Origin of the sequence: Maribacter sp. UBA3344 (assembly GCF_002362375.1) — a bacterium.
GTDB classification, from domain to species: domain Bacteria; phylum Bacteroidota; class Bacteroidia; order Flavobacteriales; family Flavobacteriaceae; genus Maribacter; species Maribacter dokdonensis.
On the sequence record NZ_DERI01000008.1, the window covers coordinates 227,191 to 244,453 of the forward strand.

16 protein-coding genes are annotated in these 17,263 nt (G+C 34.8%); 7 read left to right on the forward strand and 9 right to left on the reverse strand.

What is annotated here, in order from left to right; translation table 11 throughout:
* Positions 1-23: 23 nt before the first annotated feature.
* Positions 24-569 (forward strand): acyl-CoA thioesterase, encoded by a 546-nt coding sequence (locus tag B2Z27_RS04200; protein ID WP_058103043.1) that lies wholly within the window; start codon positions 24-26, stop codon positions 567-569.
* Here the strand turns inward: B2Z27_RS04200 and pgl are convergent.
* Together pgl and zwf are read right to left on the reverse strand one after the other, a co-directional pair.
* Positions 550-1,275, reverse strand: a complete 726-nt coding sequence (pgl, locus tag B2Z27_RS04205; protein WP_286812682.1) for a 6-phosphogluconolactonase — start codon at positions 1,273-1,275, stop codon at positions 550-552. The genes B2Z27_RS04200 and pgl overlap by 20 nt on opposite strands.
* Positions 1,276-1,307: 32 nt before the next feature.
* A complete protein-coding gene (gene zwf, locus B2Z27_RS04210; protein ID WP_286812683.1) occupies positions 1,308-2,840 on the reverse strand; it encodes a glucose-6-phosphate dehydrogenase in 1,533 nt (510 codons plus the stop codon).
* Positions 2,841-3,026: 186 nt separating this feature from the next.
* Between zwf and gndA the strand changes: the two genes are divergently transcribed.
* From gndA to B2Z27_RS04225, 3 genes are read left to right on the forward strand one after another with little or no spacing between them, the layout of a single operon-like run.
* Complete coding sequence (gene gndA / locus B2Z27_RS04215) at positions 3,027-4,427, forward strand: NADP-dependent phosphogluconate dehydrogenase (protein ID WP_286812684.1); 1,401 nt, start codon at positions 3,027-3,029, stop codon at positions 4,425-4,427.
* A 10-nt stretch (positions 4,428-4,437) separates the two neighbouring features.
* Positions 4,438-4,971, forward strand: a complete 534-nt coding sequence (locus B2Z27_RS04220; RefSeq protein WP_091603546.1) for a DUF3124 domain-containing protein — start codon at positions 4,438-4,440, stop codon at positions 4,969-4,971.
* A gap of 51 nt (positions 4,972-5,022) precedes the next feature.
* On the forward strand, positions 5,023-5,361 hold the full coding sequence (locus B2Z27_RS04225; RefSeq protein WP_286812685.1) for a GIY-YIG nuclease family protein: 339 nt from the start codon (positions 5,023-5,025) through the stop codon (positions 5,359-5,361).
* 7 nt (positions 5,362-5,368) lie between these two features.
* Here B2Z27_RS04225 and B2Z27_RS04230 read toward each other — a convergent pair whose 3' ends face one another.
* Together B2Z27_RS04230 and B2Z27_RS04235 are read right to left on the reverse strand one after the other, a co-directional pair.
* On the reverse strand, positions 5,369-6,592 hold the full coding sequence (locus B2Z27_RS04230; RefSeq protein ID WP_286812686.1) for a Pycsar system effector family protein: 1,224 nt from the start codon (positions 6,590-6,592) through the stop codon (positions 5,369-5,371).
* A gap of 62 nt (positions 6,593-6,654) precedes the next feature.
* Complete coding sequence (locus B2Z27_RS04235; RefSeq protein ID WP_286812687.1) at positions 6,655-7,932, reverse strand: hypothetical protein; 1,278 nt, start codon at positions 7,930-7,932, stop codon at positions 6,655-6,657.
* Between the two features lie 214 nt (positions 7,933-8,146).
* On the opposite strand from B2Z27_RS04235, the gene B2Z27_RS04240 reads away from it, so the two are divergent.
* The gene (locus B2Z27_RS04240; RefSeq protein WP_286812688.1) at positions 8,147-9,772 is read left to right on the forward strand and encodes a long-chain fatty acid--CoA ligase; all 1,626 of its coding nucleotides are present in this window, start codon (positions 8,147-8,149) and stop codon (positions 9,770-9,772) included.
* A gap of 46 nt (positions 9,773-9,818) precedes the next feature.
* Here B2Z27_RS04240 and carB read toward each other — a convergent pair whose 3' ends face one another.
* The gene (carB, locus tag B2Z27_RS04245; protein WP_286812689.1) at positions 9,819-12,671 is read right to left on the reverse strand and encodes a carbamoyl-phosphate synthase large subunit; all 2,853 of its coding nucleotides are present in this window, start codon (positions 12,669-12,671) and stop codon (positions 9,819-9,821) included.
* A gap of 89 nt (positions 12,672-12,760) precedes the next feature.
* Positions 12,761-12,922: a 50S ribosomal protein L34 gene (gene rpmH / locus B2Z27_RS04250; protein WP_036155072.1), complete on the reverse strand. Its 162-nt coding sequence runs from the start codon at positions 12,920-12,922 to the stop codon at positions 12,761-12,763.
* 267 nt (positions 12,923-13,189) lie between these two features.
* Between rpmH and B2Z27_RS04255 the strand changes: the two genes are divergently transcribed.
* Entirely contained in the window at positions 13,190-13,705 is a 516-nt protein-coding gene (locus tag B2Z27_RS04255) for a hypothetical protein (RefSeq protein WP_058103051.1), read from the forward strand.
* A gap of 4 nt (positions 13,706-13,709) precedes the next feature.
* On the opposite strand, the gene B2Z27_RS04260 is transcribed toward B2Z27_RS04255, so the two are convergent.
* Together B2Z27_RS04260 and B2Z27_RS04265 are read right to left on the reverse strand one after the other, a co-directional pair.
* Positions 13,710-14,666, reverse strand: a complete 957-nt coding sequence (locus B2Z27_RS04260; protein ID WP_099193095.1) for a lytic transglycosylase domain-containing protein — start codon at positions 14,664-14,666, stop codon at positions 13,710-13,712.
* 64 nt (positions 14,667-14,730) lie between these two features.
* Entirely contained in the window at positions 14,731-15,393 is a 663-nt protein-coding gene (locus tag B2Z27_RS04265) for an alpha/beta hydrolase (RefSeq protein WP_286812690.1), read from the reverse strand.
* A gap of 178 nt (positions 15,394-15,571) precedes the next feature.
* Between B2Z27_RS04265 and B2Z27_RS04270 the strand changes: the two genes are divergently transcribed.
* Positions 15,572-15,868 (forward strand): GNAT family N-acetyltransferase, encoded by a 297-nt coding sequence (locus B2Z27_RS04270; RefSeq protein WP_058103053.1) that lies wholly within the window; start codon positions 15,572-15,574, stop codon positions 15,866-15,868.
* 38 nt (positions 15,869-15,906) lie between these two features.
* Here the strand turns inward: B2Z27_RS04270 and mtaB are convergent, their stop codons facing one another.
* Entirely contained in the window at positions 15,907-17,235 is a 1,329-nt protein-coding gene (gene mtaB, locus B2Z27_RS04275; RefSeq protein ID WP_286812691.1) for a tRNA (N(6)-L-threonylcarbamoyladenosine(37)-C(2))-methylthiotransferase MtaB, read from the reverse strand.
* Between the last annotated feature and the right edge of the window lie 28 nt (positions 17,236-17,263).

A 17,263-nucleotide genomic window follows, 5' to 3' on the forward strand; every position in this document is an offset into this window, starting at 1 on the left:
AACCACATTATAGCGAGAAGTTTATGGAAAAGTTTAAAAGCGTAAAAGAATCAAGAGTTTCTATAACAGAATTGATGCTGCCGTCCCATTCCAATTTTGGGGGCAAGGTACACGGTGGCCATATATTAAACTTAATGGATCAAATTGCCTTTGCCTGTGCCTCTAAACACTCACAACAGTATTGTGTAACAGCTTCGGTAAATCGTGTAAACTTTCTAAACCCTATAGAAGTAGGAGAATTGGTAACCCTTAAAGCCAGTATTAACTATACCGGCCGTACTTCTATGGTGGTTGGTGTTCGTGTAGAATCGGAAAACATTACCTCTGGTACCAAAAAACATTGCAACTCATCTTACTTTACCATGGTAGCCAAGGGAACAGATGGTAAAAATGTTCCCGTGCCCGGTCTTATAATTTCAGATGATCAAGGGGTCAGAAGATTTGCAAGAAGTAAATACCGCAAACTAGAAGCTCAAGAAAGAGACACTAAATTCGAGTCAAAATCCTTTAACTCTCAAGATTATATCAAAGAATTGGAATCTGAAAATATTAAGATCGATATGAAGTAAGAAGCTTTGCCGCGGCAGCATCTAAAAACCAGACCAAGTCTTTTGTTTTAGGTGCTACGTGACTTGCCGGGTATTCTAAATACCCCTCTTCCCTATCAACGATTACCTTTACTTTCTCTGCCTTACTTTCGCCGGTGACCAAAAATGCTACTGTTTTAGCATTATTGATTATTCTACCCGTAAGAGATACTCGTCTTTGCCCGGATTCTGGGTGAATAGCGACTTCGCAATTATCCGGTGATACCCATAAATTGATTTCATGTGGAAAAATAGAAGCTGTATGACCATCATCTCCCATACCTAAAATAACCAGATCAAATTGTGGTAAACCTAATTCCTTTGGCAATTCTTCCTCCAATAACGCACCGTAACGCTTAGCTTCTTCTTTTGGATCTTCCTCACCTTTAATTCTATGTATATTTCCCTCTGGAATATCAACCTTAGAAATAAGGTGTTCTACTGTCATTTTATAGTTACTTTCAGCATCCGTGGGTTCCACACACCTTTCATCTCCCCAATACAAATGAATGTTGTTCCAATTAATATCCTTTGAAAATTGCTCAGCAAGAACGTCAAAAACTATTTTTGGGGTACTTCCACCAGATAAGGCAATATGAAAAGCCTTCTGAGTAACTGATTTTTCAATTAAGTACTTAGAAAACTCTTCCGCTACCTTGTTTTTATTTTGATATACTTTTAATTCCATTTTATTCTTTAATATTATTTCGTGAGCTTTGACTAACAAATAACACAATAGCCAGATTCATCTGCCAGATTCTCACTTGGATTACGCCATTCGCCTACACCTTCTATAAGATCATTTGCGTTTTCAGGTCCCCAAACACCAGCTGCATAACCGTACATTTTTACATCCTTACCATTTTTCCAATACTCTAAAATTGGATCTACAAATGCCCAAGCAGCTTCAACTTCATCTGCCCTTGCATATAGGGTTGCATCACCCTGCATAGCATCTAATAGTAATCTTTCATAAGCTTCCATCACATGAGTTTCGGTTAAACTAGAATAGTAGAAATCCATATTGGCACGCTCTACTTCAAAACCTTGACCTGGAACCTTTACTCCAAATTTAATTAGAATGCCTTCATCGGGCTGTATTCTAATAATTAATTTATTGTCTTTATTGCTAATACCCGATTCTTTGAATATTTGATGATGTGGTGTTTTAAAATGTATAACGACCTCGGTCACTTTGGTAGGCATACGTTTGGCTGTCCTTACATAAAACGGTACATCTGCCCAACGCCAATTGTCTACAAAAAACTTAATTGCAGCAAAAGTTTCTGTCGTGGAATTTTCATCTACGCCCTCTTCTTCGCGATATCCCTTTACTTCTTGACCATCTATTTTAGAAGCAACATATTGTGCTCTTATGGTATTATCAAAAAGCGTTTTCTCATCGTTCATTATTTTTAACGACTTTAACGCTTTTAACTTCTCATTTCTAATTTCTTCGGCATCGGCACTTAATGGCGGCTCCATAACGATTAAAGCTACAATTTGCAATAAATGACTTTGAAACATATCTCTTAATGCCCCAGATTTATCATAATAGCCACCTCTTTTTTCAACACCCACGCTTTCAGCATTTGTAATCTCTACATGGTGTATATAGTTTCTGTTCCAAAGAGGTTCAAAAATACTATTGGCAAAACGGGTTACCAGTAGATTCTGTACCGTTTCTTTACCTAAGTAATGATCAATTCTAAAAATCTGATTTTCCTTAAAATATGTATGTAGTCCGTCATTTAATTCTTTAGCAGATTGTAAGCTATAACCAAATGGTTTTTCTACAATTAGTCTACGCCAACCATTAGAATCATCATTCAATCCTTGATCGGACAAGTTTTTAGCTATTGGCTCATATAAACTTGGTGGTGTTGAAAGATAAAATATATGATTTCCGTTCGTACCGTATTTCTGATCTAAATCTGAAATTCGTTTTTCCAGTCGTTCATATGATGTGTCGTAATCAGAACCTAAATCTTCATAAAACAGCTTATCGGCGAATTTTTGAATATAATCCTCATCAAATTCCTTTCGTTCATCTTCTAGATAGGGACTTTCTAAAACTACCTTATTTCTAAACTTTAAATCGCCCAAATCACTCCTACTAACGCCAAGTACCACAAAATTTTCAGGAAGATCATTTCCTTTATATAAATTGAATATGGCAGGTATCAGTTTTCTTGCCGTTAAATCTCCAGATGCCCCAAATATTACGAGCATATGATTTTCTGTCTTTTTCATTATAGGTTGAAATTCTATTTATTTGTAAATATCTTAAAAAGTAAGCCATTATTAGGCTTGTTTAAGATGTTATTTAGATTTAAAGTCAATATTTTAAATTATTTTTGATTCACATTATGTTAGCAACAAAGTATAACTAAAGTGTTGTAACATTTTAATGTCTTTTAATTATAAAACATACAATTTATGTACGATTTTGGTTTAGTAGGTCTTGGGGTAATGGGACAAAATTTTATCCTTAACGTAGCAGATAATGGCTTTTCTGCTTTTGGATATGATTTAGATGATGAAAAAGTAGAGGCCTTAAAGACTTTAGGTGGAGATGTAGAAAAAGTCAATGCCTCTAGCAACATAAAAACCTTTGTAAAGAACTTAAAGCAACCTCGTAAAATAATGCTTTTGGTTCCTGCAGGTAAAATTGTTGACGGCGTTATAGAATCTCTTTTACCACATATTGACAAAGGCGATATTATTATTGACGGCGGTAACTCTTTCTTTACCGATACGGACAGAAGAGAATCTTACTTACAAGAGAGAGGTATCAACTTTTTTGGAGCAGGGGTTTCCGGTGGTGCAAAAGGTGCCCGTAAAGGTCCAAGTATTATGCCCGGAGGTTCTAAATCTGCTTACGAGCATATTAAACCTATTTTTGAAGCGGTTTCCGCTAAATACAACGGAGAGCCATGTGTTGCCTATTTAGGTCCAAAATCTGCAGGGAATTATGTGAAAATGGTTCACAATGGTATTGAATACGGCTTAATGCAGCTGACTTCAGAAATATACGATGTACTTAAAAAAGGAGGCGATTACAATAATGATGAATTACATAGCACTTTTGCCAAATGGAATTCTGGTAGGTTACAATCTTTCTTAGTTGAAATTACATCTGAAATTTTTGAACAAGAAGATGATTTGACCAAAGGACGTTTAGTAGATCAAATTTTAGATAAGGCAAAGCAAAAAGGTACCGGTAAATGGACGAGCCAAAATGCGATGGACCTGGGTATACCTGTACCATCTATTGATGTTGCGGTAAGCATGAGAGAACTTTCCGCATTAAAAGACGAGAGAGTAAAAGCAGATGCACTTTATGATAGACCTACCGTTGCTCATATGGATAAAGAGAAATTAGAAGCGCTTTCCGAAAAGGCTTTGTACTTCTCTTTTATTATTACCTATTCTCAAGGATTGCACCAATTGGCAGATGCATCAAAAGAATATGGTTACAATTTAGACATTGCCGTAATTGCAAAAATTTGGAGGGCAGGTTGTATTATTCGTGCAGGTTTATTGGCTGATATTACCGAAGCTTTTAAAGCTGAGCCAACACTACCGAACCTTTTACTTTCTCCTAATTTTGTAAGCAAAATAAAAGAAACGGTAGATGCGGCTAGAGAATTAGTGGCATTTGGAGCACAAAACGGAATTCCTTTACCAGGGCTTTCAAATTCACTTACTTATTTTGATGCCTATACTTCAAGTAAATTACCTTTAAATTTAATACAAGCGCAACGAGATTATTTTGGTTCTCATACGTATGAGCGTTTAGATCGTGAAGGTATTTATCATACAGAATGGGAAGATTAAAAAATAACATTTGAAAAATATAAAGTTTATAGGTGGTATTTGTCTTTCGTTGGTTTTTGCTATGAACGTAATGTCATGCAAACAAAAATCTACGGAAAATGTTCCTGTTGAAATTTTAGACAACCACACCCTGAGCAGAAAGGCAAATACCATCTCAAACGATTCTCTAAAAAGACAAGTTTACGTACCTATTTATTCTGATATCTATAATCAAACAAGAGATACCAGAACTTTATTGACCGCTACTTTGAGCATTAGAAATACCAGTTTAAAAGATAGTTTGTTCGTAAGTAAGATCGACTATTACAATACAGAAGGTGATCTTGTAAGAAGTTATATAGACTCCCCTATTTACCTTACTCCAATGGAATCTATTGATTATGTCATTGAGCAACAAGATACATCTGGTGGTAGTGGAGCAAATTTTATGATTGATTGGTATTCCAAGAGAAAATTAAATCCATTATTTCAAGCTGTTATGGTGGGTGGTTTGGGAGCACAGGCATTTTCATTCACTACTGAAGGTATTGAAATTTTTGAATAATAGTACAAAACCTAATATTTACTCTAAAGTCCATTTTTCACACCTATTTTTATGTATACTGTTTATGTCATAGAATTATCAAAAAAAGTATACACCGAGAACAAAAAATTCAGGGAAGCCAATCCACAATTTAATGGGGTTCTTGAGTGCCTTTACGTTGGCATGACCAGTAAAACTCCAAAAGAACGTTTTGAACAGCATAAAAGTGGTAGTTTAAGCAAAAAAGGACACAATATTTCTTCAAAAATTGTAGAAAAATATGGCCTTTACTTACGTGGTAGTTTATTTAACCACATTGACCCTGTACAAACAAGAGCAGAAGCTTTAAAACTTGAAAAAGAGTTAGCACTGGAATTAAGAAGAATGAAGTATGCTATTTGGTTTAATTAGCCATAGCTTATTCTTTTGGCAAAGGCGTTACGGCATCTAATAGTTCGTCTTCCATTCCATAATATTTTAATGCGAAACCAAAGGCAATTACAGAAAGTATTATACCCACAAGAAACACCGTATAGGTCCACCTTAACAACCTATATTTTTCTTGTAGCACCTTGCCCAAGTAATACAGATCCATACTCAATGAATCATAAATAGATTCTTTGCTTTTTATGATATCCCTTAATTTTGCTTTAAAGTCCTTAATTTCCATAGTGTGGAAATTTCCAAAAAACAGATAATTCGTATCCTTTTTATTAATATCATTTTCAACCACCTCGGCATTATCCACTTTTGGTCTTGTAGCCAAAACCGACATTATCATTGAAGCTATACTAAATAGTACAAATATTACCGTGGGATAAATTAAGTATGAATTTGAAGGCGAGTCTAACTTAGGCAAAAGGTTAGCCAATAAGAGCGAAATTATAATGGCATTTACCGATAAAAGAATATTGGCTTTAGTATCTGCTATATCACTCAGTTTTATATGATTTCTAAGTTCTATTCGATATAATGATTGAATAGCCCTCTGCGGGCTCTCATCTTTTAATCTAGCCTTTAAAACTTCTTTCTTTTCTGTTTTTTCCGCCTTTTGTAATCTTGAGATCAAAGAAAGTATATTATCCTCTTTCTGCTCTTGCCAATTTTCCTTGGCATAATCAGAATAAAACCTATGCCTAACCCTAAGTTCTTCAACATAATCTAATCGCCAAGTATCTATATCAGGAACGGATTTATTAAAATTTTCAAGCTCAAGTCTTAATAGCTGTAACAATTCCTCAAAATCACTAGATGCATAAAACCAGGTTCGCACATCCTTCATAATTTTTTCTGATTCGCTTTTAGGTTCATCTTTGCCCCAAGCGCTCGTAATCAACTCCAATACCTTGTTGATATTTTCATTATCTATACCATTATTTTTTAAAAAATCCGTGGCTAAGTTTAAGCTTTCGTTTAAATGATTTTCATAATTCACCGCAAAACCAGAATGCATAAACCACGTTGCAATTAAAATAGAATTGACCTCAACATTGGTAAGATCAGTTGTTTCCAATATTTTCTTTGCCTTGCTTATAGACTTCATGGCATAACCCTGGGTATGAAAAAGAAAATTCTTGTTCATTTGTTCCGCCAATAAATTCTTAACGTATTTTTCAGTTGTATTTACTAGTTTGTTGGTCATAATATTCCTTTATAATTGCCCTTAATTACCATTACACTGCCTAGATTATATCTTATTGGAGCTTATTTATTAACACAGTCAAAGCATTCCATTTCCTCATTGGTCATCTCTATATCTTCTGAACCTTTTAATGCTGTAGTCAGTTTTTCACTTTTATCCAATTGATCATAAAATTGCCCAGCATATTCCACAAGTTGATTGCGCCTATGTTTAATTTTTGATATCAATTCCTTTCCATCTAATTCAAAAATAGATTCCGGCCATACTGAAAAAGATTCCTCTATAACTTCATCTGTTAACAGCAATTGTAATTTTTCCGCCTCATTCTTAAATGTGATTCTTGGGATGCCTCGCATAAAATAAATATCGAACGAAGAAATCAATCCCGGTAAAAAATCTATTTCATTTTCAAAGCTTTGAACTTCCGGCAAAAAGACATTATTAGATATAAGTGTCGGCAGTATTCCTTCTAAATTAAAAAAGGCATTATCTCGATCACATGGTAGCGGTGTTGCCAGAAAAGAATCGCCCCTATTTTCAAGTGCCCATCCCCATTGCTTGGCATGCCTATCCCAATCCCCTATCAACAAATCAAACAATCTTGCCTTTACCAGTGCTTCGGAATTAAGAACTACTTTGTTTGAGTTCTTAATTTTAAGCTTTTGTAGGTTATCGGTATCTATAAGAGAATCAACATTCTTTAATTCTAACCACTGAGCATTTCCTTCGGTTTCATACTCTAAGAGAAACAACCTATTACCAAATTTATCATTATACTCTGCAAGCTGCTCTTGCTTTGGGACAAACACTAATTTTGGCCTAGTATTCAATATTCCCGCCTTATCTGAAAGTTTAGCAACAACTAATGCCGCATAAGGGTGCTGAGCCGATATACCGTCAACAATTATGTTTTCTATTCCCAAAGTCTCCGCTACTTTAGGCACTAAAGGAGATGGGTCTTTAGTCACACTTCTTAATGTCATTAACACACCATTTTCTAGTTGTAATTTTAAAGAATGTGTCTGGTTGCCTCCTCCTTCTTCCATGATTGTTACCTTACCTTCCATTTCGTTTAGAAACAAAATTGGAACCTTTACCGGAGTAGACCAGGCTTTTCTATATTGCTCGCCTTGCATTATGGTTTTGACCCCATTGCCTTCGTATAAAGTGCTTGCTGCAACCAATACTGAATCATAATCCCGAAAATTAATTTGATCAACATCGGGCAATTCTAAAATCTCACAAGTCTTAAATGATTTTGAAGTACTTGATAGCGAAAAATAAGTCATCACCAAAAAGACCAACACCAAAACCCCAAGACCTAATAGTAATTTTTTCAACACATACTCTTTTAATTCCTTCAAGTTTACCTATAAAATCAAAAACTAGATTACCTGATAAAATTAATTTTTAACCGTAAAAACAGCCTTATCACAATTCCCTCACAAACAATGTATTTATTGAATATATATTGTTAAATTATTGATTATATACTAGATTAAATACTCGTTTTATTTTATTTTAATAATCAACAAAGAAATACACCTAATTATCATGAATGGACTAATAATGGATTACCCCCTAACTACGACCACCATATTAAATTATGCAAATAGTGCTTTTCCTGATAAAAAATTAATATCATACTTACCCGATGGTTCTAGACATGAGTATTCTTACGCACAGCTTTACAAACGCTGTTGTCAATTAGCCAATGGGCTAAGAAATAAATTAGGAATTGAGAAAGGTGACATGGTCGGTACTTTCGCTTGGAACCATTATCAGCATGTTGAACTATATTATGGAATTCCAGGTATTGGTGCTGTTTGTCACACTATAAATATTAGACTATCAGCTCAGCAAATAGAATTTATTATCAACCATTCTGAAGATAAAGTCATTTTTGTGGACGCTACTTTAGTTCCTCTTTTAGAAAAAATTGCACCTAAACTAGAAACCGTTGAAAAATATGTAATAATAAACGCCACAAAAAACTTTAGCACCAGCCTTGGCAACATTGTACATTATGAAGATTTAATTGGCGAACAGTTAGACACCATAGATTGGCCCGAAATAAATGAAAACGATGCAAGTGGCATGTGTTACACAAGTGGAACCACAGGCATGCCTAAAGGTGTACTATACTCCCACAGGTCTACATATTTGCATGCTATGACAATTCTTTCACCCAATGCCGGCAATTATAATTTTAGTGATAAAATTTTATTAATTGTACCACAATTTCATGTCATGGCTTGGGGATTTCCATACATGTGCCTACTGACTGGTTCTGATATGGTGATGCCATCTCTTCATTTACAACCTAAGGCAATCATTAATATTCTTGAAAGTGAACAGATTAACAAAGCAAATGGCGTACCGTCTATTTGGAGAGGGGTGTACGAAGAAATGAAAAAAAATCCGCCCAAAACAAAATTAGCCTTAGAAGAATATTTGGTAGGTGGCTCTGCCCTCTCTGCAAGTCTAATAGAGAATTTTGAAAAAGATTTTGGGATAAAAGGTGTTCAAGCATGGGGAATGACGGAGACATCTCCTTTAGGTACCGCTAGTAGACTACAGAAAAAGCATGAAAAATTGACCAGAAAAGAACAATTGAAAATTCGTGCTAAACAAGGATTTGAATTTCCTGGAATAGAAATGAGAATTATAGATGAAAATGGAAATATAGCACCTAGAGATGGTGAAACCATGGGCGAATTACAAGTTAAGGGAGCCTGGGTCATTAAGTCTTATTTTAAGACTAATAGCCGAGATAACTTTACTGACGATGGATGGTTCAAAACTGGAGATGTGAGCACCATTGATGCTGATGGATATATGCAGATTACCGATCGCACCAAAGATTTAATAAAAAGTGGAGGTGAATGGATTTCAAGTGTAGCTCTAGAATCTGCCCTAATGTCTCATTCCAAAATTAGCGAAGCCGCCGTAATTGCTATTCCTGACGAAAAATGGTCTGAAAGACCCTTGGCAACTTTAGTTTTAACCAATGAAAGTAGTACTATTTCTAGCGAAGAATTGAAAGAATATTTATCTAAAGACTTTGCAAAGTATCAAATACCAGATCAATACATTACCATAAAACAGATACCAAAAACAAGTGTAGGGAAATTTGACAAGAAAGAAATAAGAAGGTTGTATGCAGAAGGAAAACTCTAAATTTTAGAGTTTTCCTTTGCTTTACAGTATTAGTCAAATTACAAGACTATTTACTTAAATACATTTTACGTCTAGCGTAAAGATTGTAAAATTCATCATCCTTTAGGCTGTCAATAAATAAAATACTTTCTCCCGTACTCTTCATTTCAGGTCCTAAATTCTTGTTCACATTTGGGAATTTATTAAAAGAGAATACTGGTTGCTTAATTGCAAATCCTTCTAATTGAGGATTAAAGTTGAAGTCTTTCACCTTCTTCTCCCCTAGCATTACCTTGGTCGCATAATTCACATAAGGTTCTTTATAAGCCTTTGCAATAAATGGTACCGTACGAGATGCTCTTGGGTTTGCTTCAATGATATAAACGACATCATCTTTAATGGCAAATTGAATATTTATAAGACCTACTGTATTTAATGCCAAAGCGATTTTCTTAGTATGATCTTTTATTTGTTGCATTACAAATTCTCCAAGATTAAAAGGAGGCAAGGTTGAATTAGAATCACCTGAGTGAATTCCACATGGCTCAATGTGCTCCATAATCCCGATAATATAAACATCTTCTCCATCACAAATAGCATCTGCCTCAGCTTCAATTGCACCATCTAGATAATGATCCAACAACAGCTTATTATTTGGTATTTTTCTAAGCAACCCAACTACATGCTCTTCTAATTCCTGTTTATTAATTACAATTTTCATGCCTTGACCACCTAAAACATAAGACGGTCTTACCAATAATGGAAAATCCAGCTCATCAGATAGGGCCAACGCCTCTTCTGCAGTTTCCGCAACACCAAACTGTGGAAAAGGAATATCATTTGCTTTTAAAAGATCGGAGAAGTTTCCTCTATCCTCTGCTAAATCTAGAGCCTCAAAACTAGTTCCAATAATCTTAATCCCATATTTAGACAATTTTTCAGCAAGCTTAAGTGCCGTTTGCCCTCCTAGTTGAACAATTACTCCTTCTGGCTTCTCATGACGGATAATATCGTAAATATGCTCCCAGAATACCGGCTCAAAGTACAATTTGTCGGCAGTATCAAAATCAGTAGATACAGTCTCTGGGTTACAATTGATCATGATGGTTTCATAACCACATTCAGCTGCTGCCAATACTCCATGTACACAACAATAATCGAACTCTATACCTTGACCGATTCTGTTTGGTCCTGAACCAAGAACTACTATTTTCTTTTTATCAGTAACTACACTGTCATTTTCCACATAACGCGTACCATCTGGCTTTTCAATTTCAGCTTCAAAAGTAGAATAATAGTATGGCGTCATAGCTTTAAACTCAGCTGCACAAGTATCAACCAACTTATATACCCTATTAATATTGAGTTCTGTTCGCTTATTGTATACTTCACTCTCATAACAATCTACCATATGCGCGATTTGTCTATCGGCAAATCCTTTTTGCTTTGCTTCTAACAACAAATCTTTTGAAAGCGTAGCAATGGTATATTTTGAAATTTCTTTTTCCAAAAAGTGCAGTTCCTCATACTGCTTTAAGAACCACATGTCAATCTTAGTGATTTCATGAATGCGACTTAATGGAATACCCATTTGGATAGCATCATAAATTACAAAGACGCGATCCCAACTTGGTATAGTTAGTTTACTAATGATCTGCTCATAATTCTTATAGCCCTTACCATCTGCACCTAAACCGTTTCTCTTAATTTCTAAGGATTGGGTTGCTTTGTGCAAGGCTTCTTGAAAAGAACGACCTATTCCCATTACCTCTCCAACAGATTTCATCTGAAGACCTAAGGTACGGTCAGAACCCTCGAACTTATCAAAGTTCCATCGTGGAATTTTTACGATTACATAATCCAACGTTGGCTCAAATAACGCCGATGTAGACCTTGTAATTTGATTATCCAATTCATCTAAAGAATAACCTATAGCTAATTTTGTAGCAACTTTTGCAATAGGGTAACCGGTAGCTTTTGAAGCCAAAGCAGATGACCTAGATACACGTGGGTTAATTTCAATAGCTATAATATCCTCTTCCTCATCTGGACTCACAGCGAACTGAACGTTACACCCTCCTTCAAAGTCTCCAATACTACGCATCATTTTAATGGCCATATCACGCATTTTCTGAAAAGTCCTATCGGATAATGTCATAGCTGGGGCTACTGTAATGGAATCTCCGGTATGTATACCCATTGGATCCATATTTTCAATAGTACATATAATAACTACGTTATCATTTTTATCACGTAAAAGCTCTAACTCATACTCTTTCCACCCCATAAGGGCTTTATCTATCATTACCTCGTGTATGGGTGAAATTTCCAGACCGTAACTTAACTGTTCGTCAAAATCCTCCGGTTTATATACTATAGATGCACCTGCACCACCAAGAGTATATGAAGCTCTAATTACTAAAGGAAAACCAAACTCTTGAGCAATTTCTTTTCCTTTCAAGAAAGAGGTCGCAGTGGCTTGTGGTGCCATGCCCACTCCTATTTTCAACATCAACTCTCTAAACTGTTCCCTATCTTCAGTAATATTAATTGCATCAATATCAACACCAATCAATTCTACTCCAAAATCTTCCCAAATTCCTTTTTTATCCGCCTCTATACACAAATTCAATGCAGTTTGACCTCCCATTGTTGGTAAAACGGCGTCTATTTGCGGATGCGCTTTTAAAATTTCTACAATAGATTTTGTGGTAAGTGGCTTTAGGTATACGTGATCCGCCATTGACGGATCTGTCATAATAGTTGCCGGGTTACTATTTATCAAAATAGTTTCAATACCATCTTCACGTAATGAACGTAATGATTGACTACCTGCATAATCAAATTCACATGCTTGACCGATAACTATAGGACCTGATCCTATTAATAAAATAGAGTTTAAATCTTTTCTTTTTGGCATTTTATAACAATTTAATATGGGAATTGGACAAAAAAAAGGTGTTACTTTCAGAAAAGTAACACCTAAATATTTTTAAAACAATGAAATCATTATTTTTTGTGGCTTGGTTCAGAGGAAACAGTTAATTTCTTTCTTCCTTTTGCTCTTCTTCTTGCAAGAACTTTTCTTCCATTTACGGAAGCCATACGCTCACGAAAACCGTGTTTGTTCTTTCTTTTTCTCTTTGATGGTTGAAACGTTCTCTTGCTCATCGCCTATATAATTAAATGCTTTGTATTAATTTTGAAATTTGTCCTTTTCAAGGGACAGGTAAAACTGGGCGCAAATATACAAAGAGTTTTTGCTTTAGCAAGGGTTATGAAAAAAAATATTTTTATAAATCCGTACGTCTCAAAACCAAGCTTTTGATTAATTTTGCCCGAACTGAAATTTAGCGCCGTAATCACTATATTTTAATAGGGTTTCAATAAAAACCCAAAACTTTTCTTAACTATCTATTAGATCAAAATAAATTAAATATGTTCAATAAAAATTTAAAATTAATCATTGCAGGACTTATAATTGCCTATGCCGTGTACCAATTTATAGAAGGTAATATAGGAAATGGTATATTTCTAATCCTACTTTCCTTAATTTTTATATTTCTTTATTTTAGAAATGAAATTATTCTTTTAGCATTTTTAAGAATGCGTAAGCAAGATTTGACCGGAACTAAAAACTGGTTAGACAAGATTAAAAATCCCGAGGCTGCACTAACCGTTAAACAACAAGGTTATTACAATTACCTGCACGGTATCATTTTTTCACAGACCAATTTGACCCAAGCGGAAAAATACTTTAAGAAAGCCTTAAAGCTTGGTCTAACGATGGATTACGATGTAGCCATGGCAAAACTAAGCTTAGCTGGTATATCTATGCAGAAACGACGTAAAAGAGAAGCAACTACTCTTTTGAACGAGGCTAAGAAATTAGACAAAAACAACATGTTGACCGATCAAATTAAAATGATGCAGCAACAGATGAAAAAAATCTAATTTATCATTTACCTATATGATAATACCCCTTGTTAGGTATTTCAATAGCATACTTCTTACGAGAACTATTATTTAAATGCGCCTCTCTCAACCATGGGTTATGGCGCTTTAATATTTTGTAGTTTATCTCATATTCTTGAGCAAAATCCGCAAAATCACTTACAGGCTCATCTATTTCTACAGTGAACGTTGGCACAGCTTCATACATATCCTCTTTTTCTATATGAAAACCATATTTTTCAGGATTAGACAGTATTTCTTTTATTGCCATAATTCTAAATACATATCTACCGGTTTCACTACCCAATAACAGATCCCAATAATTATCTACTTGCTGTATGCCCATATATTTGTTAATTGCTCCTGGACCGGCATTATATGCCGCAGCGGTCAAAGCCCAACTTCCATATTTATTTTTCCATCTATTTAAATACTTACACGCAACTTCTGTTGACTTCTCTAAATGGTAGCGCTCATCTACATTTGAATTAACTTCTAGACCATACTCCCTGCCCGTATCTCTCATTATTTGCCAGAAACCGGTAGCACCTGCAGGAGACACCACATTGGTTAAACCACTTTCTGCAACTGCCAAATATTTAAAATCATCTGGAATACCATTTTTTGCCAAAATAGGTTCTATTACCGGAAAATATTTATGAGCCCTTTTTATAAGCAATACTGCATTTGACTGCCAATAGGTATTTACCAAAAATTCCCTATCAATACGTTCTAAAATTTCCGGGTCTTCTTGAGGAACCACCTCTCCTGCAAAATTTAAGTTTTCAGGAATTTCTATGGATGATATTTTATATGATTTAGCTACATTTTTTTGAACACTATCATTAACCACAACATTATCTACTACAGCCGTATTGTTGGTATTACCCACCGCAAATATCAATGTACCCGCAACAAAAACAACCCCTAACAACATCAATATATTCTTAATAGTTTTCATGAATTCTATATTTTAAATTATTTCTTCCGATTATAAGTCTACCAAAGGTATATATAGAACTATCTTATTCCAAAATAATTGTTGGCAAGTTCTCGTTAAACCATTTTGCCCTATGTATGATCATGGTATGTGTCCCATTCTTAACAGGTATACAATGAGCAATATTTCTCATGGGAAACACCGTGTCTTTCTCCCCATGAATATGAACCAAATTATCACACGGTACTTCTTGCTTCCAATTCACCAATTCATGTATGCACCAATCTATATAACCCTTATCCCTTACGGACAAATATCGTTCGTATAAAGACAACCTTTTTATCACACTTTCACCAAATGCATATTTGGCAACTAATTCCACATTGTTGACGAGCCCGGTAGGAAGCAATTTATGAATACTGGTATATCTTGCAAATAACATCCTTTTAGGTAATTCAAATCTCGATTTTACACTTGAAACAATAATAACCTTATTTACTTGGATATATTTGACCATTTCTTGCACCAAAAGACCACCCAAGGAAACACCCAGTAAAACCACATTATCCTCTTTTACCTTTTCGCTCATTTTCTTTGCATAATCAGTAAAGGATATACCCTTTGTAGGAATATCCCACTCCAGCAAATGCACTACAAATGTCTCTTCCGGTAAATTTAAATATTCAAAAATTGAAGAACTCGCAGCCATACCCGGCATACAATACAAATGAATTTTATTATCTTCCATAGCCATGAAACGTAGTAAAAACTAGGAAATTAAGTATTTTTTAACTAGTTTTGTAAGAGAATGTGAAAAACACTTTCTTTTCATTGTGTTTTAATCTTTATAGCATTTCTAAACGACAAAATTACGATTTGAGAACATCGTAATTTTTTTGTCTAACAACAACACTAAAATTACCTATATGAACGATGTTATCATTAATGACAATTCTTTTCTGCGCCAGTTTGAAACTACGGTAAACGGTCATCTTGCTAGAATAGAATATTCTTCTCAAGAACGAAAAGTCTTTCTTACCAAATTGGTAGTTCCAGAAGAAATTACAGACGAAAGTTTTAGGGAAAACTTCATCAAAGCCGTTCTAAGTATTATTCAAGAAAGAAATCTTAGAGTTGTTCCAACAAGTCCTCATATTGCAGGATTTCTACGTAAAAATAGAAGACAATACAAAGAGATGCTACCTATAGGTATACGCATCTAACAAAATTTAAAAGCCTTTCTTCGGAAAGGCTTTTTTTTTTACGCTTCAACTTCTACTTTTACAAAATTGAACCTAACCAATCCATCATTGTCTATTTCTGTTAGCTTCACTTTATGCAAGGTATTAACCAACGACGGATTCCAGGGTGATTTCACCTTAACATAATTCTCCGTGAATCCATGAATATAACCTTCTTTATTCTCGCCTTCAAATAAAACAGTAAGATCATTACCTAATTGACTTTCATAAAAAGCCCTTCTTTTCTTTACAGACAAACCTCTTAACATTTTGCTTCGCTTGTTACGCACTTTATTAGTCACTACCCCATTCATTGTGGCAGCTGGCGTATTATCTCTTTCCGAATAGGTAAAAACATGTAAATATGAAATATCCAAATCATTTAAGAAATGATAGGTCTCTAAAAAATGCTCTTCGGTCTCTCCCGGAAAACCTACAATAACATCAACACCAATACAGCAATTTGGAATTACCTCCCTAATTTTTGCAACGCGCTCCTTATAAAGATTGGTCATATACCTACGCTTCATTAATTTCAAAAGATCATCACTACCGCTTTGTAATGGTATATGAAAATGAGGTACAAAAATTTTACTTTGAGCAACAAACTCAATGGTTTCGTTTTTCAAAAGATTGGGCTCAATTGAAGAGATTCGTAGCCTATGAATACCATCTACATCATCCAACGCCTTTACCAAATCTAAAAAAGTGTGTTCGTGCTTTTTATTACCGAATTCACCTTTACCGTAATCGCCAATATTTACTCCTGTCAATACTATTTCCTTAATACCTTGTTCAGATATATCCGCAGCATTTTTCAGTACATTTTCCAAGGTATCACTTCTAGAAATTCCACGAGCAAGCGGAATTGTACAATAGGTACATTTATAATCACAACCATCTTGAACCTTTAAAAAAGCTCTGGTTCTGTCACCAATTGCATAGCTACCTACATAAAAGTCGGCGTCGGCAATTTCACAAGAATGCACTTGACCATGATCATTTTTAGTTAAATCGTTTATATAGTCGGTTATCTTAAATTTTTCGGTAGCACCCAACACAAGATCAACACCATCAACATCTGCCAGCTCTTCAGGTTTTAATTGTGCATAACAGCCAACAGCGGCCACAAAGGCATCTGCATTTATTTTCTGAGCTTTTTTAACAATGGTCTTAAATTTCTTATCTGCATTATCTGTTACAGAACATGTATTTATTACATACATATCTGCTTTTTCAGAAAAATCAACCCTTTCAAATCCTTCATCTGCAAAACTACGGGCAATTGTAGAGGTTTCCGAAAAATTCAACTTACATCCTAAAGTGTAAAATGCCACTTTTTTCTTCATCTAATCTTCTCTTTTGAGAATGCAAAAA